This is a genomic window from Stenotrophomonas maltophilia, assembly GCF_001274595.1.
In the GTDB taxonomy this organism is placed as follows: domain Bacteria; phylum Pseudomonadota; class Gammaproteobacteria; order Xanthomonadales; family Xanthomonadaceae; genus Stenotrophomonas; species Stenotrophomonas forensis.
This window is the reverse complement of the sequence record NZ_CP011010.1, coordinates 125,485-149,820: the sequence shown is the minus strand read 5'-3', so window position 1 is coordinate 149,820 and position 24,336 is coordinate 125,485. Positions and strand designations below refer to the sequence as shown.

Annotated in this window: 17 protein-coding genes; 13 read left to right on the top strand and 4 right to left on the bottom strand. The window is 68.2% G+C overall.

Features of this window, described 5'->3' with window-relative positions; genetic code table 11:
- Positions 1–447: 447 nt before the first annotated feature.
- Complete coding sequence (locus VN11_RS00630; RefSeq protein ID WP_053448439.1) at positions 448–1,083, bottom strand: hypothetical protein; 636 nt, start codon at positions 1,081–1,083, stop codon at positions 448–450.
- Between the two features lie 169 nt (positions 1,084–1,252).
- On the opposite strand from VN11_RS00630, the gene VN11_RS00625 reads away from it, so the two are divergent.
- The gene (locus VN11_RS00625; protein ID WP_053448438.1) at positions 1,253–4,939 is read left to right on the top strand and encodes an indolepyruvate ferredoxin oxidoreductase family protein; all 3,687 of its coding nucleotides are present in this window, start codon (positions 1,253–1,255) and stop codon (positions 4,937–4,939) included.
- An 84-nt stretch (positions 4,940–5,023) separates the two neighbouring features.
- Here VN11_RS00625 and VN11_RS00620 read toward each other — a convergent pair whose 3' ends face one another.
- On the bottom strand, positions 5,024–5,638 hold the full coding sequence (locus tag VN11_RS00620; protein WP_053448437.1) for a DUF938 domain-containing protein: 615 nt from the start codon (positions 5,636–5,638) through the stop codon (positions 5,024–5,026).
- Positions 5,639–6,366: 728 nt separating this feature from the next.
- Between VN11_RS00620 and VN11_RS00615 the strand changes: the two genes are divergently transcribed.
- From VN11_RS00615 to VN11_RS00575, 9 genes are read left to right on the top strand one after another with little or no spacing between them, the layout of a single operon-like run.
- The gene (locus tag VN11_RS00615; protein ID WP_053448436.1) at positions 6,367–7,998 is read left to right on the top strand and encodes a TldD/PmbA family protein; all 1,632 of its coding nucleotides are present in this window, start codon (positions 6,367–6,369) and stop codon (positions 7,996–7,998) included.
- 30 nt (positions 7,999–8,028) lie between these two features.
- Positions 8,029–9,663: a TldD/PmbA family protein gene (locus VN11_RS00610; RefSeq protein ID WP_053448435.1), complete on the top strand. Its 1,635-nt coding sequence runs from the start codon at positions 8,029–8,031 to the stop codon at positions 9,661–9,663.
- 21 nt (positions 9,664–9,684) lie between these two features.
- On the top strand, positions 9,685–11,019 hold the full coding sequence (locus VN11_RS00605) for a TldD/PmbA family protein (protein WP_053448434.1): 1,335 nt from the start codon (positions 9,685–9,687) through the stop codon (positions 11,017–11,019).
- A complete protein-coding gene (locus tag VN11_RS00600) occupies positions 11,019–11,726 on the top strand; it encodes a DUF4159 domain-containing protein (RefSeq protein WP_005421001.1) in 708 nt (235 codons plus the stop codon). The genes VN11_RS00605 and VN11_RS00600 overlap by 1 nt, the downstream gene beginning before the upstream one ends.
- Positions 11,727–11,742: 16 nt before the next feature.
- The gene (locus tag VN11_RS00595) at positions 11,743–12,726 is read left to right on the top strand and encodes an AAA family ATPase (protein ID WP_053448433.1); all 984 of its coding nucleotides are present in this window, start codon (positions 11,743–11,745) and stop codon (positions 12,724–12,726) included.
- Between the two features lie 7 nt (positions 12,727–12,733).
- The gene (locus VN11_RS00590; protein ID WP_053448432.1) at positions 12,734–13,630 is read left to right on the top strand and encodes a DUF58 domain-containing protein; all 897 of its coding nucleotides are present in this window, start codon (positions 12,734–12,736) and stop codon (positions 13,628–13,630) included.
- Positions 13,627–14,748, top strand: a complete 1,122-nt coding sequence (locus VN11_RS00585; protein WP_053448431.1) for a BatA domain-containing protein — start codon at positions 13,627–13,629, stop codon at positions 14,746–14,748. Before VN11_RS00590 ends, VN11_RS00585 begins: the two co-directional genes overlap by 4 nt.
- Positions 14,745–16,913, top strand: a complete 2,169-nt coding sequence (locus tag VN11_RS00580; RefSeq protein ID WP_053448430.1) for a hypothetical protein — start codon at positions 14,745–14,747, stop codon at positions 16,911–16,913. Before VN11_RS00585 ends, VN11_RS00580 begins: the two co-directional genes overlap by 4 nt.
- A complete protein-coding gene (locus tag VN11_RS00575) occupies positions 16,910–18,718 on the top strand; it encodes a hypothetical protein (RefSeq protein ID WP_053448429.1) in 1,809 nt (602 codons plus the stop codon). Before VN11_RS00580 ends, VN11_RS00575 begins: the two co-directional genes overlap by 4 nt.
- Before the next feature lie 71 nt (positions 18,719–18,789).
- Here the strand turns inward: VN11_RS00575 and VN11_RS00570 are convergent, their stop codons facing one another.
- Both VN11_RS00570 and VN11_RS00565 read right to left on the bottom strand, forming a co-directional pair.
- The gene (locus VN11_RS00570; protein WP_053448428.1) at positions 18,790–19,464 is read right to left on the bottom strand and encodes a hypothetical protein; all 675 of its coding nucleotides are present in this window, start codon (positions 19,462–19,464) and stop codon (positions 18,790–18,792) included.
- Positions 19,465–19,504: 40 nt separating this feature from the next.
- A complete protein-coding gene (locus VN11_RS00565; protein WP_053448427.1) occupies positions 19,505–20,029 on the bottom strand; it encodes a hypothetical protein in 525 nt (174 codons plus the stop codon).
- Between the two features lie 266 nt (positions 20,030–20,295).
- Here VN11_RS00565 and VN11_RS00560 point away from each other — a divergent pair, with 266 nt between their 5' ends.
- The 3 genes from VN11_RS00560 (at position 20,296) to VN11_RS00550 (ending at position 24,296) form a co-directional block, all read left to right on the top strand.
- Complete coding sequence (locus VN11_RS00560; protein WP_053448426.1) at positions 20,296–20,694, top strand: hypothetical protein; 399 nt, start codon at positions 20,296–20,298, stop codon at positions 20,692–20,694.
- A gap of 93 nt (positions 20,695–20,787) precedes the next feature.
- Entirely contained in the window at positions 20,788–23,277 is a 2,490-nt protein-coding gene (locus tag VN11_RS00555) for a DEAD/DEAH box helicase (RefSeq protein ID WP_053448425.1), read from the top strand.
- The gene (locus VN11_RS00550) at positions 23,274–24,296 is read left to right on the top strand and encodes a ribonuclease H-like domain-containing protein (protein WP_053448424.1); all 1,023 of its coding nucleotides are present in this window, start codon (positions 23,274–23,276) and stop codon (positions 24,294–24,296) included. The genes VN11_RS00555 and VN11_RS00550 overlap by 4 nt, the downstream gene beginning before the upstream one ends.
- Positions 24,297–24,336: the final 40 nt, after the last annotated feature.

The window sequence follows — 24,336 nt, the reverse complement described above, 5'->3', positions numbered from 1 at the left end:
GCATCCATGCCGCGGACACCCCCGCGAACCCACCCCGCCCGTCCTCTGACAATTTCCGAGTGCGTCCGCCACGGAAAAGAAAAAAGAAGGTCAAAAGCAAAGCCGGTTGGCTGGCCGCCTCTTGTAGAGCCGAGCCCACGCTCGGCTGCATTTCGATCAGATATCGAATAATCGATTCCGATGCAGATTCACCCACGCATGGCGTGGATACCGTGTCGACCAAGGTCGACACCTACCAGCAGCAGGGAGCTGTCAGAGGCGGGGCGGTGTGGGCAGGCAGGACCGTTGGCGCCATGGATGGCGCCATCGAGCCCCCATGGATGGGTTTACGGCGTGTCCTGCCTGCCTGCACCGCCCCGCCTCCCTCGGTAAGTCCGCTGTTGCTTTGGCTTTGGCTCTGGCCCTTGCCTCTGCGGGTGCCGGGTGCAACCCGGCCGAACCCCTTCCTCAGGGCCAGGCTGGCGGCGCGGCCGCCCACGCCTGCTGCACCTCTGCCAGCGACGCACGCTCATCCTCGCGCCAGTGCGGCAACAACTGCGCAAACTGGGCCGTGCTGCTCCACTGCGACGGCTCGGTCCGCACCGCCGCCGCATACCACTGCACCGCCTCCTGCTTCTGCCCCGAGCGCCACAGCGCCAACGCATAGGTCGGCGGCACCCAGCTGGGCTTCGTGCGCGCATTGCCCGCCGAGGCCAGCCACTGTTCCAGCGCCGCTTCCGGCTTGCCCTGGCGAAGCAGGTCCCAGCCGTAGTTCCAACGCACGCTGCGGCCACTGCTGCTCTGGGCCGGCGCCTCTTTCATGGCCTCGCCATACAACTGCTCGGCCAGCTCGCCACGGCCCTGTGCACCGGCCACCATCGCCAGCTGCACCGTGGCTTCAACGGCACGCCTGCCGCGTTCACGCAGCTTCAGCAGCTGGGCGACCAGCTCATCGCCCTCGCCCTGCACCGCCACCATCGGCGCGGCGGCCGGATCGCTGTCGAAGTAGAACTCCTGGGGGGCCGGCAACGCCGGCGCCGCCCACGCTGTGGCCGCTCCCGAGGCCAGCAGAACGCTGGCCAGGATCTTTCCTGGAACTGACATCCCTTCTCCCCAGGCTGCAACCGCAGCCTCCCTCTCTCTGCCCGATCCTAACCCCAGCAGCGGCGCGGGCGCGAGTGCCGGGGGCATTACGGGCGCGCTGCTACAATCCGCGCCTTTCCCGCCGCGTGCCCGCACGCGGCCGGTGCCAGCCGATCCTACCGGGCCAGCCATGACCAGTACCGCGCAACTCACTTCGCCCTCTTCCGCCGACCTGATCGACCGTGACTACACGCTCGACCACAAGTACACCCGCAACGAGGGGCGGATCTACCTGAGTGGCGTGCAGGCACTGGTGCGGTTGCCGCTGATGCAGCGCCTGCGCGATGCCGCCGAAGGCATCGACAGCGCGGGCTTCGTCAGCGGCTACCGTGGCAGCCCGCTGGGGGGCTTCGACCTGGAACTGTGGCGCGCGCGCAAGCACCTGGAAGCGGCCAGGGTGAAGTTCACCCCCGGCCTCAACGAGGATCTGGGCGCCACCATGGTCTGGGGCACCCAGCAGACCAACCTGTTCCCCGGCGCCAACGTGCAGGGCGTGTTCGGCATGTGGTACGGCAAGGGCCCCGGCGTGGACCGCTGCGGCGACGTGTTCAAGCACGCCAACGCCGCCGGCACCTCGCGTTACGGCGGCGTGCTGGCGCTGGCTGCCGATGACCATGCCTGCCGCAGTTCGACCCTGCCGCATGGCAGCGAGGACGAGTTCGTCAGCGCGATGATGCCGGTGCTGAACCCGGCCGGCGTGCAGGACATCCTCGACATGGGCCTGCTCGGTTGGGCGATGAGCCGCTATACCGGCCGCTGGGTCGGCTTCAAGACCATCGCCGAAACGGTGGAATCGTCGGCCTCGGTCGAGGTCGATCCGCTGGCCCGCCGCATCGTGCTGCCCGAAGACTTCGACATGCCCGGCGGCGGCCTCAACATCCGCTGGCCGGACCCGCCGCTGGACCAGGAAATGCGCCTGCATCGCTATGCGGTGAAGGCGGCGCAGGCCTTTGCCCGCGCCAACGGCATCGACAAGGTGGTGATGGATGCACCGCGCGCGCGGCTGGGCATCGTCACCACCGGCAAGAGCTACCTGGACGTGCTGCAGGCGCTGGAATACCTGGGCCTGGACGAAGCAGCATGCGCCGACATCGGCATCCGCGTGTACAAGGTCGGCATGACCTGGCCGCTGGAACCGGAGGGCATCGCCCGCTTCGCGCAGGGCCTGGAAGACATCATCGTGGTGGAGGAGAAGCGTGCCTTCATCGAGCGCCAGATGAAGGAGCAGTTCTTCAACTGGCCGGCCAGCTGGGGCCAGCGCCCGTCCATCGTCGGCAAGTACGACGAGAGCGGTGAATGGATCCTGCCGTCCACCGGTGAACTGACGCCGGCCACCATCGCCGGCGTGATCGGCCGCCGCATCCAGAAGTTCTTCAACAACGACTCGATCGAACAGCGCCTGCAGTGGATGCAGGAAAAGGAAGCCGAGCTTGCGTTGCCGCGCGCCAGCTTCCCGCGCGTGCCGCACTACTGCTCGGGCTGCCCGCACAACACCTCCACCCAGGTGCCGGAAGGTTCGCGTGCGCTGGCCGGCATCGGTTGCCATTACATGGTGACCTGGATGGACCGCAGCACCGACACCTTCACCCACATGGGCGGCGAAGGCGTGACCTGGGCCGGGCAGGCGCCGTTCACCGATACGCCGCACGTGTTCCAGAACCTGGGCGACGGTACCTATTTCCACAGTGGTTCGCTGGCGATCCGCCAGGCGGTCGCCGCCGGCGTCAACATCACCTACAAGATCCTCTACAACGATGCGGTGGCGATGACCGGCGGCCAGCCGGTGGACGGCCCGCTGAGCGTGCCGGACATCGCAAGGCAGATGCGCGCCGAAGGCATCCACACCATCGTGGTGCTGTCGGACAACATCGGCAAGTGGACCGGCCAGCGCGAGCACTTCCCCAGCGATGTCGAGTTCCATGACCGCAGCGAACTGGATGCCGTGCAGAAGCGCCTGCGCGAAGTGAAGGGTGTCTCCATCCTGATCTATGAGCAGACCTGCGCCACCGAGAAGCGCCGTCGTCGCAAGCGCGGCAAGCTGGAAGACCCGCAGAAGCGGGTGATGATCAATTCGCTGGTCTGCGAAGGCTGCGGCGACTGCGGCAAGAAGAGTTTCTGCGTGTCGGTGCTGCCGAAGGAAACCGAATTCGGGCGCAAGCGCGAGATCGACCAGTCCAACTGCAACAAGGACTATTCGTGCGTGAACGGCTTCTGCCCGAGCTTCGTCACCGTGCACGGTGGCCAGCCGCGCAAGGGCAGCAAGCGCGATGCCTCCACGCTGCTGGACAACCTGCCGGCACCGGTGGTGCGCGGTACGCTGGAACAGCCCTGGAACATCCTGATCACCGGCGTCGGCGGTACCGGCGTGGTGACCATCGGCGCGCTGCTGGGCATGGCCGGCCACCTGGAAGGCAAGGGCGCGACCGTGCTCGACCAGACCGGCCTGGCACAGAAGGGCGGCGCGGTGACCACGCACATCCGCATCGCGCGCCGGCCGGACGACATCCACGCCGTGCGCATCGCCGCCGGTGAGGCCGACCTGGTGCTGGGCTGCGACATGGTGGTGGTCAACGACTACTGGGCACTGTCGAAGGTGCGCGCCGGCCGTTCGCAGGTGGTGCTGAACACCTACGAGGCGATGCCGGGCACCTTCACCACCCGCCCGGACATGCAGTTCCCCGCCGCCGACATCGTCGCCGGTGTGCGCGTGGCGCTGGGTGGCCAGGAACCGCTGCTGCTCGATGCCACCCAGCTGGCCACCGCGCTGCTGGGCGATGCCATCGCCGCCAACCTGTTCATCCTCGGCTATGCCTGGCAGCAGGGCCTGGTGCCGCTGTCGTTCGACTCGCTGATGCGTGCCATCGAACTCAACGGCGCCGCCGTGGCAATGAACCAGCAGGCCTTCGCCTGGGGCCGCCTGGCCGTGGTCGACCCGCAGGCCGTGCAGCAGGCGGCTGGCCTGGTGCGCAACCGCCACACCGATACCGAATCGACCCCGGGCCCGCTGCATCCGCTGCCGCCGGGCGAATGGGAGGGCAACGAATGGGGTGCCACCGCCGCACCGCGCAACACCGGCGACGAGCGCGAACTGCGGGGCCTGCCCTCGCACGGTGGCGATGTGGCGTTCCTGCCGCTGGACGACGCGCGCCTGTCGCGCTCACTGGATGAAATGATCGAGCGCCGCGCCGCGTTCCTGGTCGAGTACCAGGACGCAGCCTACGCCAACCGCTATCGCGATCTGGTGTCGCGCGTGCGCGCCGCCGAAGCCGAGCGCATCGGCGGCTCCACCGCGCTGACCGAGACCGTCGCCCGTTACCTGTTCAAGCTGATGGCATACAAGGACGAATACGAAGTGGCGCGCCTGTACACCAGCGGCGACTTCCAGCGCCGCCTGCAGCAGCAGTTCGAGGGCGACTACCAGCTGCGCTTCCACCTGGCGCCGCCGCTGTTCGCCAGGAAGGACGAGCAGGGCCGGCTGCTGAAGAAGGAATACGGCCCGTGGATGTTCAAGGCGTTCGGCCTGCTGGCGAAGCTGAAATTCCTGCGTGGCGGCCGCTTCGATGTGTTCGGGCGCACTGAAGAGCGCCGCATGGAGCGCAAGCTGATCGGTGACTACGAGGCGACCGTGCAGGTGCTGCTGGACGGCCTGGAAGACGGCCGCCTGGCCCTGGCGGTGGAGATCGCCAGCATTCCCGAGCACATCCGCGGCTATGGCCACGTCAAGGAAGCGCACTTCGCGCAGGCCAAGGCGCGAGAGGCTGCCCTGCTGGCGCAGTGGCGCAATCCGAAGGCGCTGCACATCGTGCAGGTGGCGTAACGCCGCGAAACAGGTAGTGCCGGCCGCTGGCCGGCATCCATCCAGGCAACAGGTTGCCGGCCAGCGGCCGGCACTACCGCCGGTTTACCCCAGCCGCCACAGCAGCAGGCGGTTGTTGGCCGGCATCGCCACATCGCCCAGTCGGGTGAACCCGTTGTCGGCAGCAAGCGCCTGCACCGCTTCGCTATCGCGGATGCCGCTGCGCGGATCACGCGCTTTCAGCCAGGCATCGAACTGCGCATTGCTGTCACTGGTGTAGCGGCCGCCATAGTTGAACGGGCCGTACACCGCCAGCAGCGCGCCGTGGCGCAGCACCGGTGGCAGCGCGGAGAACAGCGCCTGCACGTGTTCCCAGCCCATGATGTGCAGCGTGTTGGCGCTGAACGCGGCGTCGAATGTGCTGCCCTGCGGCAAACTCAGGCCGGGTGCCGGCGGCAGTTCCACCTGCAGCGCCAGCGGCGGCAACAGGTTCAGCAAGGCCGCTTCGGCGCGCCATGCCTCGATGCCAGGCAGGTGGTCGGGATGATCACTGGGCTGCCAGCGCAGCCACGGCCAGCGCTCGGCAAAGAACGCGGCGTGCTGGCCGGTGCCGCTGCCGATCTCCAGCAGCCGGTGGCGGTCGCCCATCCACGGGTCGAGTGCGGTGGCGATCGGTTCGCGGTTGCGCTCGCAGGCTTCTGAATACGGCTTGCTCGACATCAGGACGGTGTCCAGGCGGGGTCGGCTCCATTGTGCACGAGGGGGGATGACTGAGCAGGGCTGCGCCCTGCACCTGCTCAGAGCCAGAGCCGGAGCCGGAGCCGGAGCCGGAGCAACAGCAAAGGCAGAAGCGGGCTTCCTGTGGGATGGCGGGATGGGTCCGGTTGCGGGGGACGCCGTAAACCCCCCTCCGGGGTCCGGCCCAGCCGCTGGCGGCTGTGCGTTCGGGCGCTTGCGAAGCAGTGCTTCGCAAGCAAAGCGCCCTCACCCTTGGGGGCTTGGCCGCGGCATCCATGCCGCGGACACCCCCGCAACCGGACCCATCCCGCCTTCGACAATTTCCGGAGATCTGTCAGATCTCATTCGATTCATTTCGATATCTGACAGATGTGTCGACCAAGGTCGACACCTACCAACAGCACAGGGAATCTGTCAGAGGCGGGGCGGTGTCGGAGTGCGGGGTGTCAGCCGCATGGATGCGGCTGCCAAGCCTACACGGACGTACTTGCGGCGTCCCCGCACTCCGACACCGCCCCGCCACCCCTCGGAATGCCAGCTTTTGACGTTGGCGTTGATTCGGCGGGTGCAGGGCTGCAAGCCCTGCCGAAACCCTCCCCAACCATGACTGCAGTCACTTGCCCGGACGTGCTGCGCTGGCGAAAGTCGAGGGGTTGACGTGATCGGCTCGGCCTGTTGCCGGCCGCACGCAAGCGAGAGAGAGAAACGCTGTGCAACGACGTGAGTTCCTGGCTGTTTCCGGTCTGGGCCTGGCCGGCCTGCTGCTGCCGCATTCCCGAGCCATCGCTGCCGAGCAGCTGCTGGCCCCGGTCGATACCGCCCAGCGCCGGCGCCTGGCCGAGGTCGCCCTGGCCACCGCGCGCAACGCCAAGGCCAGCTACTGCGACGTCCGCATCGGCCGCTACCTCAACCAGTCGGTCATCACCCGCGAGCACCAGGTCGGCAATGTCACCAACCGCGAGTCGTCCGGCGTGGGCGTGCGGGTGATCGTCAACGGTGCCTGGGGGTTCGCCGCCACCCATCAACAGACCGAGGCGGCGGTACGCGCGGCGGTCGAGCAGGCCGCTGCGATTGCCCGCGCCAACGCCAGCATCCAGACCCGTCCGGTGCAGCTGGCACCGACGCCGTCGGTGGGTGAGGTGCGCTGGCAGACGCCGATCCGCCGCAATGCCATGCAAGTGCCGATCCAGGACAAGGTCGAGCTGCTGCTGGCGCTCAACGCCGCCGCGCTGAATGCGGGTGCCGACTACATCAATTCCACGTTGTTCCTGGTCAACGAACAGAAGTACTTCGCCTCCAGCGATGGCTCGTTCATCGACCAGGACATCCACCGCATCTGGCTGGCGTTCACCGCCACCGCCATCGACAAGGCCAGCGGCAAATTCCGCACCCGCGCCGGCCTGTCCTCGCCGATGGGCATGGGCTACGAGTTCCTCGAGGGTGATGCGCGCGGCAAGGTCCAGCTGCCCGGTGGCATCACCGCCTACCGCGATTCCTACGACCCGGTCGAGGACGCCATCGCCGCTGCCCGCCACGCACGCGAGAAACTGAAGGCGCCGTCGGTGAAGCCCGGCAAGTACGACCTGGTGCTGGACCCGTCCAACCTGTTCCTGACCATCCACGAGAACGTCGGCCACCCGCTGGAGCTGGACCGCGTGCTCGGCTACGAAGCCAACTACGCCGGCACCAGCTTCGCCACGCTGGACAAGCGCGATGCAGGGTTCCGCTGGGGCAGCGACATCGTCACCTTCTTCGCCGACAAGACCCAGCCGGGCAGCCTCGGCGCGGTCGGCTATGACGACGAAGGGGTGAAGACCCAGCGCTGGGACCTGGTGCGCGACGGCATCCTGGTCGATTACCAGGCCACCCGCGATGAAGCTCATATCCTCGGCCGCGACGCATCGCACGGCTGCAGCTATGCCGATTCCTGGGCCAGCGTGCAGTTCCAGCGCATGGCCAATGTCTCGCTGGCGCCGGGCAAGCAGCCGCTCAGCGTCGAGGACATGATCAAGGACGTGGAGAACGGCATCTGGATCCACGGCCGCGGTTCGTATTCGATCGACCAGCAGCGCTACAACGCGCAGTTCGGCGGCCAGCTGTACTACCAGATCAAGGACGGAAAGATCGCCGGCATGGTCGAGGACGCGGCTTACCAGATCCGCACGCCGGAGTTCTGGAACGCCTGCACCGCCATCTGCGATGAACGCGATTTCCGCCTGGGTGGTTCGTTCTTCGATGGCAAAGGCCAGCCCGGCCAGGTCTCGGCGGTTTCGCACGGTTCGTCCACCACCCGCTTCAACGGCATCAACATCATCAACACCGCGCGCAGTCTCGGCGCTTGAGCCACCCATCCTTCGACATGGAGAGCAGCCTTGCAAAGACGTGACTTCCTGGCCCTGACCGGGCTTACCGCGGGCGGGCTGATCGTGCCCTCCTTCTTCGGCAAGGTGATCGCCGCCGAGCAGCTGCAGTCCAGCCTCGACCCGGCGTTGAAGAAACGCCTGGCCGACGCCGCCCTGCAGGCCGCGCGCAGTGCCGGTGCCACCTACTGCGACGTGCGCATCGGCCGCTACCTGCGCCAGTTCGTGATCACCCGCGAGGACAAGGTGCAGAACGTGGTGAACACCGAGTCCACCGGCGTGGGCATCCGCGTGATCGTCAACGGTGCCTGGGGCTTCGCCGCCACCAATGCGCTGGGCACCGCCGACGTGGCCAGGGCCGCGCAGCAGGCGGCAGCGATCGCCAAGGCCAATGCCGGCGTGCAGACCGCACCGGTGCAGCTGGCCAAGGCGCCGGGCGTGGGCGAGGTGAGCTGGCGCACGCCGATCCGCAAGAACGCCATGGAGGTGCCGATCAAGGACAAGGTCGACCTGCTGCTGGATGTCAACGCCGCCGCGATGGGCGCCGGTGCCAGCTTCGTCAATTCGATGCTGTTCCTGGTCAACGAGCAGAAGTACTTCGCCTCCACCGATGGCTCCTACATCGACCAGGACGTGCATCGCATCTGGGCACCGATGACGATCACCGCGATCGACAAGGCCAGCGGCAAGTTCCGTACCCGCGAGGGCCTGTCCTCGCCGATGGGCCTGGGCTACGAGTACCTCGATGGCGCCGCCGCCGGCAAGGTGGTCAGCCCGAACGGCGTGGTCAACTACAGCACCTCCTATGACATGAAGGAGGACGCCATCGCCGCCGCCAAACAGGCGCAGGAGAAGCTGAAGGCACCGTCGGTGAAGCCGGGCAAGTACGACCTGGTGCTCGACCCGTCGCACACCTGGCTGACCATCCACGAGTCGATCGGCCACCCGCTGGAACTGGACCGCGTGCTCGGCTACGAAGCCAACTATGCCGGCACCAGCTTCGCCACCCTGGACAAGCGCGAACAGCACTTCCAGTACGGCAGCGAGCACGTCAACATCTTCGCCGACAAGACCCAGCCGGGCAGCCTCGGCGCGGTGGCGTACGACGATGAAGGCGTGAAGTGCAAGCGCTGGGACCTGATCAGCAACGGCAAGCTGGTGGACTACCAGACCATCCGCGACCAGGCCCACATCCTCGGCAAGACCGAGTCCGACGGCTGCTGCTATGCCGACTCGTGGTCCAGCGTGCAGTTCCAGCGCATGGCCAACGTGTCGATGGCGCCGGGCAAGCAGCCACTGAGCGTGCCGGACCTGATCAAGGACGTGGAGAACGGCATCTACATCATCGGTGACGGTTCGTTCTCGATTGACCAGCAGCGCTACAACGCGCAGTTCGGCGGCCAGCTGTTCTACGAGATCAAGAACGGCCAGATCACCCGCATGCTGGAAGACGTGGCCTACCAGATCCGCACGCCGGAATTCTGGAATGCCTGCACCGCCGTGGCCGACGAGCGCGACTACCGCCTGGGCGGTTCGTTCTTCGACGGCAAGGGCCAGCCCGGCCAGGTTTCGGCGGTCTCGCACGGTTCGTCGACCGCGCGCTTCAACGGCATCAACGTCATCAACACCGCACGCAGCCTCGGCTGACCGGTCAGGAGCCCTTACACCATGAGTATCTTCACCGAAGCCCAGGCCAAGGCCATCCTCGACAAGGTCATCGCCCTGTCCAAGGCCGATGAGTGCACCGCCGTGCTGGCCGGCGCTATCAGCGGCAACATCCGTTTCGCGCTGAACAATGTGTCCACCAGCGGCATCGTCGACAACACCGAGCTGGCGGTCACCGTTGCCTTCGGCAAGCGCGTCGGCACCGCCTCGATCAACGAATTCGACGATGCCGCGCTGGAACGCGTGGTGCGCCGTGCCGAGGATCTGGCGCGCCTGGCCCCGGAAAACCCGGAGTTCATGCCGGCCATCGGCAAGCAGAGCTACCGCGCCAGCCCGACCTTCAGCGAATCCACTGCCGCGATCGATCCGGCGTTCCGCGCCAAGGTTGCCGCCGATTCGATCGCGCCGTGCCGCGGGCATGGCCTGATTGCCGCCGGCTTCCTCGAGGATGGCCAGGGCTTCCAGGCCACCGCCAACAGCAACGGCAATTTCGCCTACCAGCGCACCACCAGCTTCGACTACACCTGCACGGTGCGCACCGAAGACGGCCGCGGTTCGGGCTGGGTCGGCCGCAACCTGAAAGACGCGGCGGACTTCAAGGCCGACCAGGACATCCGCATCGCCATGCGCAAGGCCACCGAATCGGCCGAAGCCAAGGCGCTGGAGCCGGGCAAGTACACGGTGATCCTGGAACCGGCGGCGGCCGCGGGCCTGATCAGCTTCATGATGAACTTCTTCAGTGCACGCTCGGCCGATGAAGGCCGCAGCTTCCTGTCGAAGAAGGGCGGTGGCAACAAGCTGGGCGAGCAGGTCTACGACCCGCGCGTGACCATGATCGCCGACCCATGGCATCCGGATGCACCGGTGCTGCCGTGGGACGGCGAAGGCATGCCACGCGAGCGCATGGCGATCATCGAGAACGGCAAGATCGCCAACCTGGACTACTCGCGCTTCTGGGCCCAGAAGCAGGGCAAGACCGCCAAGGCCACCCCGGGCAACCTGCTGATGAGCGGTGGCGACAAGAGCACCGCCGAACTGGTGCGTGGCACCCAGAAGGGCATCCTGGTCACCCGCACCTGGTACATCCGCATGGTCGATCCGCAGACCGTGCTGCTGACCGGCCTGACCCGCGACGGTACCTTCTACATCGAGAACGGCCAGATCAAGCATCCGGTGAAGAACTTCCGCTTCAACGAGTCGCCGGTGATCATGCTCAACAACATCGAAGAGCTGGGCAAGCCGGTGCGCGTGGCCGGTGATGAATCCAGCTACGTGATGATGATCCCGCCGATGAAGCTGCGCGATTTCACCTTCACCTCGCTGTCCGACGCGGTCTGATGGATCGCCGGGCCTGCCTGCGCTGGTTGGCCGCTGCCGCTTCGGCGGCGGCGCTGCCGGCCTGGGCGCAGGCAGGCCCGCGCAGTTCGCGCTACGACTTCTGGTTCACCCGCCTGCAGTACGACTCCGGTGACTGGGACGTGGATGCGCGCATGCCGTCCAACCTGATCACCTCGCTGATCGACTACACCTCGCTGCGCGTGGACCCGCAGGAGCACGTGGTGGCACTGGCCGACCCGCGCATGCTGGAAGCGCCGTTCTGCTACCTGGCCGGGCACACGCTGGTCGAGTTCAACGCCGCCGAGCGGCAGAACTTCGTGCGCTACGTGCGCAATGGCGGCTTCGTGTTCGTCGACGACTGCAACCACGACATCGATGGCCTGTTCGCCACCTCGTTCGAGGCGCAGATGGGCCGCCTGTTCGGTCCGAAGGCATTGCAGAAGCTGCCCAACAGCCACGCGCTGTACCGCAGCTTCTTCCGCTTCCCGGACGGCCCGCCCGCCACCAGCTTCGAGCTCAACGGCTGGGGCGACGACCTCGTGCATGACTACCTGAAGGGCATCGAGGTCGATGGCCGCCTGGGCCTGCTCTACAGCAACAAGGACTACGGCTGCGAGTGGGACTACGACTGGCGCAACAAGCGTTTCCTGGCCGAAGACAACACCCGCTTCGGCGTCAACATCGTGATGTACGCGCTGAACAACTGACAGGACCTGCACGCTCATGACCACCCCCGACCTCGATTCCCTGCTGCCGCGCCTGGATGCGCTGCGCGGCGCCCTGGCCCGTGCCGTGGTCGGCCAGCACAGCGTGGTCGAACAGCTGCTGATCGGCCTGCTGGCCGGCGGCCATTGCCTGCTGGAAGGTGCGCCAGGGCTCGGCAAGACCCTGCTGGTGCGCTCACTCGGGCAGGCGCTGGAGCTGCAGTTCCGGCGCGTGCAGTTCACGCCCGATCTGATGCCCAGCGACATCCTCGGCACCGAACTGCTGGAAGAAGACCACGGCACCGGCCATCGCCATTTCCGCTTCCAGCAGGGCCCGATCTTCACCCACCTGCTGCTGGCCGACGAACTCAACCGCACCCCGCCCAAGACCCAGGCCGCGCTGCTGGAGGCGATGCAGGAACGCACGGTCAGCTACGCCGGCACCACCTATGCATTGCCTGCGCCGTTCTTCGTGCTGGCCACGCAGAACCCGATCGAACAGGCGGGTACCTACCCACTGCCCGAAGCGCAGCTGGACCGTTTCCTGCTGCACGTGCTGGTGGATTACCCCAGCGAGGACGAGGAACGCCAGATCCTGGAACAGACCACCGGCGGCGCCACCGACGCAGTACCGAAGGTGATGGACGCCGAGGCGGTGATCGCTTTGCAGGCCGCTGTGCGCCAGGTGCATGTCAGCCCCGACGTGCTGGCCTGGATCACCCGCCTGGTGCGCGCCAGCCGGCCCGGCGATGGCGCGCCGGCCGCGATCAACCAGTGGGTGAAATGGGGTGCCGGCCCGCGTGCCGGGCAGTCGCTGGTGCTCGCGGCGAAAGCACGCGCCCTGCTGCAGGGCCGCTTCGCTGCCACCCGCGAGGATGTGCAGGCGCTGGCCGCACCGGTGATGCGCCACCGCCTGCTGCTGTCGTTCGCCGCCGAGGCCGAGCAGAAGCGTGCCGACGACGTGGTCGCCGCCCTGCTGCAGGCCGTGCCGTTCCCGGGTTGATCCAGGCGTGAGTGCAGGCATGCCGCTGACGTTGCCACCGGAACTGCGTGCGCGCCTGCGCATGCTGCGTCTGCGGCCACGCCTGGCCAGTGGTGGCAGCGGCATCGGCCAGCATGCCAGCCGCAGCCGCGGCGCCGGCCTTGAGTTCGCGCAGTACCGTGCCTACGAGCCGGGTGACGAGCTGCGCCAGATCGATTGGAAGCTGTACGCGCGTTCGGATCGCTTCTTCGTGCGCGAATCGGAACGCGAAAGCCCGATCACGGCCTGGCTGCTGCTCGATGCCACCGCCTCGGCCAACCAGGCCGATCGCGCAGCACCGCAGCGCACGCGCCTGGACCATATGCGCGGCGTGGCCGCCTGCCTGGTCGAACTGGCCCTGCAGCAGGGTGACCGCTTTGGCCTGCTGGTGATCAATGGCGATGGGCTTCAACTGGTGCCTGCCGCCAGCGGTGCGCGACAGCGCGACCGGGTACATCTGCAGCTGCATGCGCTGCAGGCGCGCGGCAGCTGGCCCGCCGCCGATCGACTGCGCCCCCTGTGGGAGCGCGTGCGCCCGGGCGACCTGCTGCTGGCGATCGGCGATGGTTTCGATGAGGCGGGCATCGTCCTGCTGGAACAGCTGGCCAGCGCGCGCCGCGAGGTGGGGCTGCTGCAGATCCTGACGGCCGACGAGCGGGATTTCCCGTTTGATGCCGGCCATCGTTTCCGCGATCCCGAAACCGGCGACGAACTGCTGGGCGACGGCGCGGCGATCCGCGCCGACTACCTGCAGCGCTTTGCCGCTGCACGCACCGCCTTGCAGGCGCGGCTGCAGGCCGGGGGCATCGCCCATGCCAGCGGCTGGCTCGACCAGCCGCTGGACCAACCGCTGCAGGCGCTGTTCGGCCGTGGGAGCGGCGCATGAACCTGTTGTTCCCGCTGGGCCTGGCGGCGCTGGCCACCTGGCTGCTGCCGCTGCTGATCCACCTCGCCCGGCGCCATCCGTATACGCCGCTGGATTTCGCTGCGCTGCGCTGGTTGCGCACACAGATCCGGCCGCGCCAGCGCATCCACTTTGATGATTGGCCGCTGCTGCTGGTGCGCCTGCTGTTGCTGGCCGCGCTGGCCCTGTTGCTGGCGCGGCCAGCGTTGACCGGCCCTGCCCCGCTCCCCGCGGCGTGGACGGTCGTGGCACCGGGGTTGGACGCGACCGCACTGCGCGGCACCGCCGAAGAGGGCAACTGGCACTGGCTGGCACCCGGCTTCCCCGCCATCGATCATGCGCCACCGGTATCCAGCGCATCGCTGCCCAGCCTGTTGCGTGAACTGGACGCACAGCTGCCCGCGGGCACCGCGTTGACCGTGCACGTTCCCGATCCCTTGCCTGGCCTGGATGGCGCCCGCCTGCAGCTGTCGCGCGACGTGCAATGGCACACGCAGCCGATGCCGGTCACACCGCCGCAGACGGCAGTGGCACTGCCTCGACTACGCGTGCACGGCGAGGCATCCGCCACTACCCAGCACTGGTTGAACGCACTGCAGCGCGCGTGGGGCGTGCAGGCACTGCCCTCGCCCTTGGCGGAGGATGTTGTGCCCGAACGCGGCGAGATTGGCGTGTGGAGCCGCAACGATGCACTGCCGGCGAACTGGCAGGCGTGGCTGCGCGACGGCGGTCTTGTCATGAGTGCCGGCAAGCCTGCTGCCAGCGCCCGCATCCTGTTGCGCGACGCCGAGGGCGTACCGCTGCTATGGCAGCAACGCATCGGCCAAGGCCAACTGCTGTCGTTGCCCGGCGACTGGAATGCCGCCAGCAACGCTGCGCTGCGCGATCCGCAGTTGCCACGTGCCCTGCTGCTGGCGCTACAGCCGCCCACGGCTCCGCGGCTGGGCGATGCACGTGACCAAGCGCCGCACCGGGCCGCGTTGCCTGCTGTAACACCACCGCCGCGTGAGCCGACGCCTTGGCTGTTGCTGGCCATCGTGCTGCTGTTCGCGCTGGAACGCTGGATGGCCAGCAGTGCCCAACGCAGGGTGGCCGCATGAACACCCTGCAGCACGCCTGGCAACGCGCGCGCCGCCGCCGTGCGCTCATCACCCTGCTGCTGGGCCTGCCGTGGGCGCTGGCCGCAACGGTACTGGCGCTGCGCCTGGCCGGCTTCGATGTCGCCTGCGTGGTCGGCACGGTCGGCCTTCTCGCCTGCGCGGCCTTCGCCACCGCACGTGCCCGCCAGCTGGACCGGCAATGGCTGCAGCGCCAGCTCGATGGCAGCGGTGCCAGCGAGGACAGCGCTGACCTGCTGTTCGCCGAGGCCACCAGGCTCAATCCGCTGCAGCAGCGCCAACGCTCGCACGTGCTGGCCACGCTGGAGCGCACGACACCGGACCTGCGTCCGCGCTGGCCGCGCAGGGCGCTGGCCCTGAGCTGGATCGCAGGCCTGGCCATCGTTGCACTGGCAGTCGGCTGGCCACGTTCCAGCCCCAGCTCCGCGCCAGCCCGTACGGCGGCACCTGGCAGCACGGCCGCCGCGGGCCCCCTGCACCTGCAGTCGACGCGCCTGCGCATCGACGCACCCGCCTATACCGGGCAAGCCACGCTTTCCCAGAACGCGCTGGATGCCAAGGTGGCCGCCGACAGCCGGCTGTCGTGGTCGTTGCGCTTCGACCGCGCGCCGGACAAGGCATGGCTGCAGTTCCACGATGGCCGACGCCTGCCGCTGAGCGCACAGGACGGACAGTGGCAGGCCCACGATGTGGCGCGCGCGCCGGCGCTGTACCGCGTGGTGAGCGAACCGGCGCTGGCCGAAGCCCGTCTGTATCGGCTGGACGTGGTCGCCGACCGTGCTCCCAGCGTGCGCGTACTGGAGCCCGCGGCCAGCCTGGTGTTAGGCACGCCCGGGCAGCGCCAGTGGGCGCTGCGCTTCGAGGCCAGCGACGACTATGGCGTGGCCGCGCAGGCAACGCTGTCGATCACTACCACCCAGGGCAGCGGCGAGAACATCACCTTCGTGAAGCGCAGCGTCACGCTTGCCGGCAGCGGCGAAGCCACCGCGCGACGTTTCGCGCATACCCTTGATCTTGCTGCGCTTGGCGCACAACCCGGCAACGATGTGATCGCGCAGCTTGAAGTGCGTGACAACCACGCGCCGACGGCGCAGACCGGCCGCAGCAACAGCGTGATCCTGCGCCTGCCCAGCGCCGAAGTGGCACTCGGTGCCGAACTGGAAGGCCGCATCAAGAAAACCCTGCCAGCCTATTTCCGCAGCCAGCGGCAGATCATCATCGACGCCGAAGCGCTGATCCGGCAGCGACGCAGCCTGGCCGCCGAAGACTTCGTGAAGCGCAGCGATGCGATCGGTGTCGACCAGCGCATCCTGCGCCTGCGCTACGGCCAGTTCCTGGGCGAGGAAAGCGAGGGTGCACCGAAGCCGCCGCCGACCAGCGACCTGCCCACCAGCGATACGCCGGCCGCCGGCGACCACGATGATGATCACGATCACGACCATGGCGCACAGGCCGGTGCCCACGACGATCATGGCCATGACCATGGCGGCAGCGGCGCCAACGCCGATACGCCGCCGGTATTCGGCAGCGCCACCGATGTGCTTTCCGAGTACGGGCACACCCACGACCACGCCGAAGCCGCCACCCTGCTCGACCCACATACCCGCGCCACGCTGAAGGCCGCGCTGGACCAGATGTGGTCGGCCGAGGGCGAGCTGCGCCAGGGCCGCCCGGAGCAGGCGCTGCCGTTCGCCTACAAGGCATTGGGCTTCATCAAGCAGGTGCAGCAGGCCGAGCGCATCTACCTGGCCCGGGTCGGACCGGAGCTGCCACCGATCGATGAAGGCCGCCGGCTGGGAGGCGATCGTGCCGGCTTGGCCAGCCGTGAACTGCCTTTGGCCGCACGCGCGGCACCGGACCCGGCCATCGTTGAAGCCTGGCAACGTCTCGGCGACGCCACCGGCACGCCAGATCTCGATGCGCTGGCCGGCTGGCAGCAACGCAATGCCGCCTACCTGCCCGACGCACTGGACCTGGCCGCCGCCATCGAGCAGCTGCGCATCGAACCCGGCTGCCGCGACTGCCGCCAGCGCCTGCGTGCGCAGTTGTGGCGTGCGCTGCAGCGACCGCTGCCGCAGGCGATGCGGCGCAGCGCGGCCGATGCAATGGGCCAGCGCTATCTGGACGCGCTGGAGGCTCAGCCATGAATGCCTCCGCTGTGAACCTGTGGATTGCACTGGCACTCGCCCTGATCGTGGTCATCGCCAGCGTGCGCCAGCTGCGTGGAAACACCGCGCACCCTGGCCGCCGGTGGATCGTGATCGCACTGCAGATCTTCGTCGCCGCGCTGCTGTATTTCTGCCTGGTGCCGCCCACCCGCCAGCAACCCGCAGGCGGGCTGGTCGTGCTCGGAACCGATGCCGGCAAGGCCGGCGCGCTCCCGGCCAGCGAAGGCCCGCTGTTGCTTTTGCCCGAAGCTGCCGACGTGGCCGGCGCACAGCGCGTTCCCGACCTGGCCACCGCGCTGCGCCAGCATCCGGCGTCCACACTGACACTGGTCGGTGCAGGTCTGGCCGCACGTGATCGCGATGCGTTGTTGCCGCCGGATGTACGTTGGCAGGCGGCACCGGAGCCGCGCGGCTGGATCGCGCTGCAACCACCGGCCGATGTCGCTCCCGGTGCTCGTTTTGACGTCCAGGCACAGGCGCGTGGCGTGGCCAAAGCAAAGGCAGAGCTGCTCGACCCCGCCGACAGCGTGGTTGATCGCACGGACGTTGCCGAGGACGGGCGCGTGAAGCTCAGCGGCATCGCCCGCGCCGAAGGCCGCAGCGTGTTCCAGCTGCGCCTGCTCGATGCCGAAGGCCATGTGGTGGACAGCGCGCCGGTGCCGCAGCAGACCCTGCCGGCCGCCCCCATACGGCTGCTGGTGCGTGCCAGTGCGCCGGGCCCGGAGTTGAAGTACCTGCGCCGCTGGGCCGCCGATGCCGGCATCCGCGTGCAGGTGCAGGCCGATACCGGCGCCGGGCTCAGCGTGGGTGATGGCGCGGTTTCGCTCGATGCTGCAACACTGGCACGCAGCGACCTGCTGCTGCTGGACGAACGCAGCCTGGCAGCGTTGAGTGCAGGCCAGCTGGCCACCGTGCGCCAGGCGCTGCGCGAGGGACTCGGCGTGCTGGTGCGCAGTGCAGGCGCGCCTTCGGCCAGCGCGCGCCAGCGACTGCACGATCTGGGCCTGCCGGTGCAGGGCGATGGCAGCAGCCGCCTCCTTGAACTTCCCGGCGATGGCGAAAGCACGATCCTCGCCGCACGACGCGGCCCGCTCGCCGCCGGCACGTTGCCGACCGGCTACGGTGAGGAGGCCGACCGCCGTTCGCACAGTGCCTCCCTACCCGCGCTGGAAGTCCTGGCGCTGCAGGTGCCGGGCAGCAGCGCGCTTCTGCAGGATCGTGCTGGCACCGCCATCGGCGGCTGGCGCGCGGCTGGCAAGGGCCGCATCGGCCTGCTGCCGATGACCGACAGCTGGCGCTGGGTGCTCGCCGGGCGCGACGACCGCCACGGCGAACTGTGGAGCAGCGTGGTGGCCACGCTGGCGCGTGCACAGGGCAGCGCTGATGCGCTCTGGTCACCGCAGCCGATCAGCTGGGCAGGCGAACGGCAGACGCTGTGCGGCGTGCAGGCGCCGCTGCAGGTCTTCAACGAAGGTGGCGACGGAGTACCGCTGGTCGTCGATGGCGCGACCTCGACCCTGCGCTGCGCCGGCTGGTGGCCACGTGACGCAGGCTGGCAGCGCCTGCAGCATGGCGACAGCATCGTCTGGCGCTATGTGTTCGACCCAAGGGCCGCGACCGCGCTGCATCGTCAGGTAATGATCGATGCGACTACTCAGGCGTTGGTCTCCAGCACGCCGGCGAACGCATCAGTGATGCAACCCGTGCCAGGATCGCGCTGGCCGTGGTGGCTGGCGTTCGTGCTGTGCGCCTCGCTGCTGTGGTGGCTGGAACGGCGGCGCTGAATCCAGCGATGGGATCGCAGACAGCATCCACGCATGGCGTGGATCTACTGGTCCCACCCTTCATCCCTCTTTCAACGCTTGCCGGCGCGCCGGTACACGCCATTGAAACGCACGTTCATGCCACCGCACTCGCTGTTGTCGGACACGATCAGTACGTCCCCCAGTGAATGCACGTGCACCCTGCAGGTGTCCTCGGCAAATTCCACATCCGCACCGCGAGGGATCGCGCGCGCTTCCACCTGGCCCAGGTTCGGCCCATACGGGCGCTGTTCCGGCGTGGGGTTGGCCGAGGGCCAGTAGGCATCGCCTTCCACCTGCAGCTGCCCACCCTGCACCGAAATGCGCAGGCCATTGTCGCCATCCTTCCAGTGACCCACCCAGTCCTGCAGCGAGGGGGTCGCCACCGGCAGCGGCTGCAGCGTGCTGCGCTCCACCCAGCCCGCACTGCCGCCCACTCTGTTCGGGAAGTACGCGCAGCGGTAGCGGCCGAGGTCGCGCCCGGTCACCACGACATCGCCGTTCACTACGTAGCTGCGCTGCCGGCAGGCCGGCTCGCCCTTGGCCGGGCAGCCGTCCATGTCACCGAGCAGGTACAGGCGTTGCGTGCCCACCACCCGCGCCAGTGCGAACTGGCTCTGTTCGGAGGGGAATGCACCGTTGCGGCACGCGCCGTCGCCGGCGATGCCGGCAGCGAAGGCAGGGATCGGCAGCACGGCCGCCAGCAGGACGAACGAACGCAGCAACATGGCAACGCCCCCATGGAGAAGGCCGAAGGATATACCGTCGCTACTTCACCGGAGGCGTGTCGCCGCCGGCATCCTGCTGCTGGGAGAACCGCAGCGCGCGCCGCTGCTGCTCCGCACTGAGTTCCGGCGGTGGCCGCGCCACGGCGGCCTGGATCTGCGAGGGTCCACCCGTGAGCTTGTTCACACCCTTGGCGGCCGCCATCACGCCCTTGACCACGCCCATCATGATGTAGCCGCCGCTCATGCTGACCTGTTCGGGCGACGGCGGCTCGCTCCAGTCGCGGCTGAAGCGGTTGTCACCGAACTTCACCGGGTTCTTGAAGCGGTACAGGTCCAGCGGCTGGTCGTCTTCGGGCTTGAGCGCCCGCACTTCGCCGAGGGTGGTGACGTTGTCCTGCGGCGGGGTGGTGGACACCGGCGCGGTGGTTGCCGCCGCAGCATCTGCGGGGGCAGCGGGCGCGGGATCGGGCACCGGCACGGCCTGCTGCGCGTGCGCGCGCGCAAACCCAACCAGCAACAGGCCAGCCAGCAGTGCGCCCTGCGATCCACGTCCTGCCACCGCCATCCACCCTGTTGGTTGCGTCCTGTGAACAAGGATACGGATGCGGGCTTCAGATTTCGTTGGCGTCGGCAGAGGCATTCAGGGTGTGTCACGCCTGGCCGATGCGCGGCCAGCACCGCCGAAGTTTGCAACGAACTTCATTCCCCCCGCGGGGCGGGGCCTGCATCCTGTGCTGTTCCCGCTACGGCCCCCCCCATGTCAGCTCCCTCCACCCTCCTACCGCCGCACCCGTTCGCCTGCTGATGTCGCGCGCAGCAGTGCTGGTTGGCGTGGCAATCCTGCTGGCGATGGTCGTGGCGGCCATTGCCGAATGGACGGCACGCGTGTGCAGCAGGCTGCGTGCGCTGCGCAGGGCCAGCGTGCTACGCACATTGAACGCTGACGAGGACGCCGCTCTGGCGCCCCTGCGCGCAATGACGGGCATCGTCCACGACGATCAGGTTCGATTGCTGCGCGGCGCGTTCATAGGGGGCGCTTACCGCCCCAGGCACCCGTTCAACGATGGCATGCTCGGTGGCATTCCCGTGCTGTTTCCGTCCGCTGCACGCGACCACATGGCCGCCTGGAACGAAGCGGAGGTGGTGCTTGCCGACCGTTGGGCGGTCATTGTCCGCCTCAACGGCGTGCAGATCGCCCCCCGATCACGCTCACGGCGCGTCCGGCACTGAACGGTTCACGCCCTTCGCGCGCGATGTCTCACATCCTGAGACGTGAATATGGTGCCATGTGACCCCTCGAAGAACGTCCCGGCTCCACTTTCCATGGCCTACGAACTCGCCAAGCGCACCGCCGATGCCGAGCAGAAGCTCGCTACCCGCGACGGCCTGCCCGCCCGCGACGGTGCCCTGCTCAGTGCGCGCCTGCAGCGCCGCTACCAGGACCGCATCACCGGCAGCTTCGCCATTCCCGGCCGCGAAGGCCGCTACGCGCCTATTCCCGATGCGGTACCGCCCGCCCTGGCCGCGGCACTGAAGGCACGCGGCATCGAGCAGCTGTACAGCCACCAGGCCGAGGCCTGGGAAGCCAGCCAGCGCGGCGAGCATGTGGCCATCGTCACCCCCACCGCCAGCGGCAAGTCGCTGTGCTACACCCTGCCGGTGGTCAGCGCGGCGATGCAGGACAAGGCCAAGGCGCTGTACCTGTTCCCCACCAAGGCACTGGCCCAGGACCAGGTGGCCGAGCTGCTGGAGCTCAACCGCGCCGGCGACCTGGGGGTGAAGGCCTTCACTTTCGACGGCGACACCCCCGGCGACGCGCGCCAGGCTATCCGCCTGCACGGCGACATCGTGGTCTCCAACCCGGACATGCTGCACCAGGCGATCCTGCCGCACCACACCAAGTGGGCGCAGTTCTTCGAGAACCTGCGTTACATCGTCATCGACGAAGTGCACACCTACCGCGGCGTGTTCGGCAGCCACGTCACCAACGTGCTGCGCCGGCTCAAGCGCATCTGCGCGTTCTACGGCGTGCAACCGCAGTTCATCCTGTGCTCGGCCACCATCGGCAATCCGCAGGCGCATGCCGAGGCCCTCATCGAGGCGCCGGTCACCGCCATTACCGAGTCCGGCGCGCCCAGCGGGCCCAAGCAGGTACTGCTGTGGAACCCGCCGGTGATCAATCCGGACCTGGGCCTGCGCGCCTCGGCACGCTCGCAGAGCAACCGCATCGCACGCATTGCGATCAAGTCCGGGCTGAAGACCCTGGTGTTCGCGCAGACGCGGCTGATGGTCGAGGTGCTGACCAAGTACCTGAAGGACATCTTCGACCACGACCCGCGCAAGCCGCCGCGCATCCGCGCCTACCGTGGCGGCTACCTGCCCACCGAACGCCGCGAGACCGAGCGTGCGATGCGCGCCGGCAACATCGACGGCATCGTCAGCACCTCGGCGCTGGAGCTGGGCGTGGATATCGGCAGCCTGGACGTGGTGATCCTCAACGGCTACCCCGGCAGCGTGGCCGCCACCTGGCAGCGCTTCGGTCGCGCCGGCCGCCGCCAGCAGCCGGCACTGGGAGTGATGGTGGCCAGCTCGCAGCCGCTGGACCAGTACGTGGTGCGGCATCCGGACTTCTTCGCCGAGGCCTCGCCCGAGCACGCGCGCATCGCGCCGGACCAGCCGCTGATCCTGTTCGACCACATCCGCTGCGCAGCCTTCGAGCTGCCGTTCCGGGTCGGCGATGGCTTCGGCCCGATCGATCCGGAAGTGTTCCTGGAAGCGCTGGCTGAAACCGAGGTGATCCACCGCGAAGGCGAACGCTGGGAATGGATCGCCGACAGCTATCCGGCGAACGCAGTCAGCCTGCGTGCGGTGGCCGATGGCAACTTCGTGGTGGTCGATCGCAGCGATGGCCGCCAGCAGATCATCGCCGAGGTCGACTATTCCGCTGCCGCACTCACCCTGTACGAGGGTGCCATCCACATGGTGCAGTCCACGCCCTACCAGGTAGAGACGCTGGACTGGGAAGGCCGCAAGGCCTACGTCACCCGCACGCATGTGGATTACTACACCGACAGCATCGACTTCACCAAGCTCAAGGTGCTGGACCGCTTCGACGGCGGCGTGGCCGGCCGTGGCGATTCGCACCATGGCGAGGTGCACGTGGTGCGCCGCGTCGCCGGCTACAAGAAGATCCGCTACTACACCCACGAGAACATCGGCTACGGCCCGGTGAACCTGCCCGACCAGGAACTGCATACCACCGCGGTGTGGTGGCAGCTGCCGCAGGCGCTGTTGCTGCGCGCGTTCGCCAGCAAGCAGGATGCGCTCGATGGTTTCCTCGGCGCGGCGTATGCGCTGCACATCGTCGCCACCGTGGCGGTGATGGCCGATGCGCGTGACCTGCAGAAGTCCGTGGGCAACGGCGATGGTTCCTGGTTCGCGATCGCCGACCAGAGCGGCCGTGGCCAGCTGCGTGGCAGCGAGGGCGACCCTGGCGTTGTCGAGCTGCTGCAGGAGTTCGTGCCCACTGTTTACCTGTACGACAACTTCCCCGGTGGCGTTGGCCTCAGCGAGCCGCTGTGGCAGCGCCAGGCCGAACTGGTGCAGCGCGCGCGCGAACTGGTGCAGCGCTGCGACTGCAAGGCCGGCTGCCCGGCCTGTGTCGGCCCGGTTCTGGCCGCGCAGGAAGAGGATGAGACCTCGCCGCGTGCGCTCGCGTTGCGCGTGCTGGATCTGTTCGATGCTGAAGCCTGCCAGCACGTGCCCGACGTGGTGGTGACCATCCGCGACCCGATGGAGCTGCTGGCACCGTGAGCCTGAGCCTGGACAAGCTGCGCCTGCTGCGGAAGCAGGCCGGCGACCCGAAGGCGAGCACGCCGGCCGTGCCCGGGCCGCCACCGACGGTGCCGGCCCCAGTGGCCGCCAACGATGCACGGCAGCCACCGGCCGAGCGCTCGGTATTTGCCTGGGTCGAGCAGGAGATCCGCCACAAGCCGACCGGCGCGGCGGCGCCGGTTGCGCACCCCGCACCGCTGCGTCGGCCCGAGGTGGGCAGCCTGCATCGCCTGCTCGGCCTGCGCACACGCGGCAGTTCCGCACCGGTGCGAGCCAGTGCGCAGGATCGCCAGCTGCCCGGAGAGGAAATCGCGCCGGGCCTGTTCCTGATCGAGTCGCTGCAGGCGCAGCCGATTCCGGCACAGCCGCTGTCGCTGGATTTCGCCCGCCGCGAAGGCGAACACGTATCCCCGCGCGACCTGCTGTTCTTCGATACCGAAACCACCGGCCTGGCCGGCGGCACCGGCACCCGCGCCTTCATGATCGGGGCCGCCGACTGGCATGCGTGCCCGCAACGCGGCGAAGGCCTGCGCATCCGCCAGCTGCTGATGGCGACGATGGCCGCCGAGGACGCGATGCTGGCCACCTTCGCCAGCTGGCTGCAGCCGTCCACCGTGTTGTGCAGCTACAACGGCCGCAGCTACGACGCGCCGTTGCTGAAGGCGCGCTACCGGTTGGCACGCCAGCGTTGCCCGATCAGCGCGCTGGACCATGTCGATCTGCTCTATCCCACTCGCCGCCGCTATCGTGGGACGTGGGAGAACTGCAAGCTGTCCACCATCGAACGCCAGCTGCTGCGCGTGGTGCGCGAAGACGACCTGCCCGGCTCGGAAGCCCCGGGCGCATGGCTGCGTTTCCTGCGTGGTGGCGATGCAGTCAACCTGCGCCGGGTGGCCGACCACAACCACCAGGACGTGGTGACCCTGGCCCTGCTGCTGCAGCGGCTGGTGCACGAAGAACAGCGCGAGCGCGAGACGTTGGCATTGGTCGGGCAGTAGCGTGAAACCCCGTTGACATGCCCTGACGGGGAGGGCGGCG

Excerpts from the sequence above, each read along its gene's own strand:
- VN11_RS00630 (WP_053448439.1), bottom strand. The coding sequence starts at position 1,083 with ATGTCAGTTCCAGGAAAGATCCTGGCCAGCGTTCTGCTGGCCTCGGGA.
- VN11_RS00625 (WP_053448438.1), top strand. The coding sequence starts at position 1,253 with ATGACCAGTACCGCGCAACTCACTTCGCCCTCTTCCGCCGACCTGATC.
- VN11_RS00620 (WP_053448437.1), bottom strand. The coding sequence starts at position 5,638 with ATGTCGAGCAAGCCGTATTCAGAAGCCTGCGAGCGCAACCGCGAACCG.
- VN11_RS00605 (WP_053448434.1), top strand. The coding sequence starts at position 9,685 with ATGAGTATCTTCACCGAAGCCCAGGCCAAGGCCATCCTCGACAAGGTC.
- VN11_RS00600 (WP_005421001.1), top strand. The coding sequence starts at position 11,019 with ATGGATCGCCGGGCCTGCCTGCGCTGGTTGGCCGCTGCCGCTTCGGCG.
- VN11_RS00595 (WP_053448433.1), top strand. The coding sequence starts at position 11,743 with ATGACCACCCCCGACCTCGATTCCCTGCTGCCGCGCCTGGATGCGCTG.
- VN11_RS00585 (WP_053448431.1), top strand. The coding sequence starts at position 13,627 with ATGAACCTGTTGTTCCCGCTGGGCCTGGCGGCGCTGGCCACCTGGCTG.
- VN11_RS00580 (WP_053448430.1), top strand. The coding sequence starts at position 14,745 with ATGAACACCCTGCAGCACGCCTGGCAACGCGCGCGCCGCCGCCGTGCG.
- VN11_RS00575 (WP_053448429.1), top strand. The coding sequence starts at position 16,910 with ATGAATGCCTCCGCTGTGAACCTGTGGATTGCACTGGCACTCGCCCTG.
- VN11_RS00570 (WP_053448428.1), bottom strand. The coding sequence starts at position 19,464 with ATGTTGCTGCGTTCGTTCGTCCTGCTGGCGGCCGTGCTGCCGATCCCT.
- VN11_RS00565 (WP_053448427.1), bottom strand. The coding sequence starts at position 20,029 with ATGGCGGTGGCAGGACGTGGATCGCAGGGCGCACTGCTGGCTGGCCTG.
- VN11_RS00555 (WP_053448425.1), top strand. The coding sequence starts at position 20,788 with ATGGCCTACGAACTCGCCAAGCGCACCGCCGATGCCGAGCAGAAGCTC.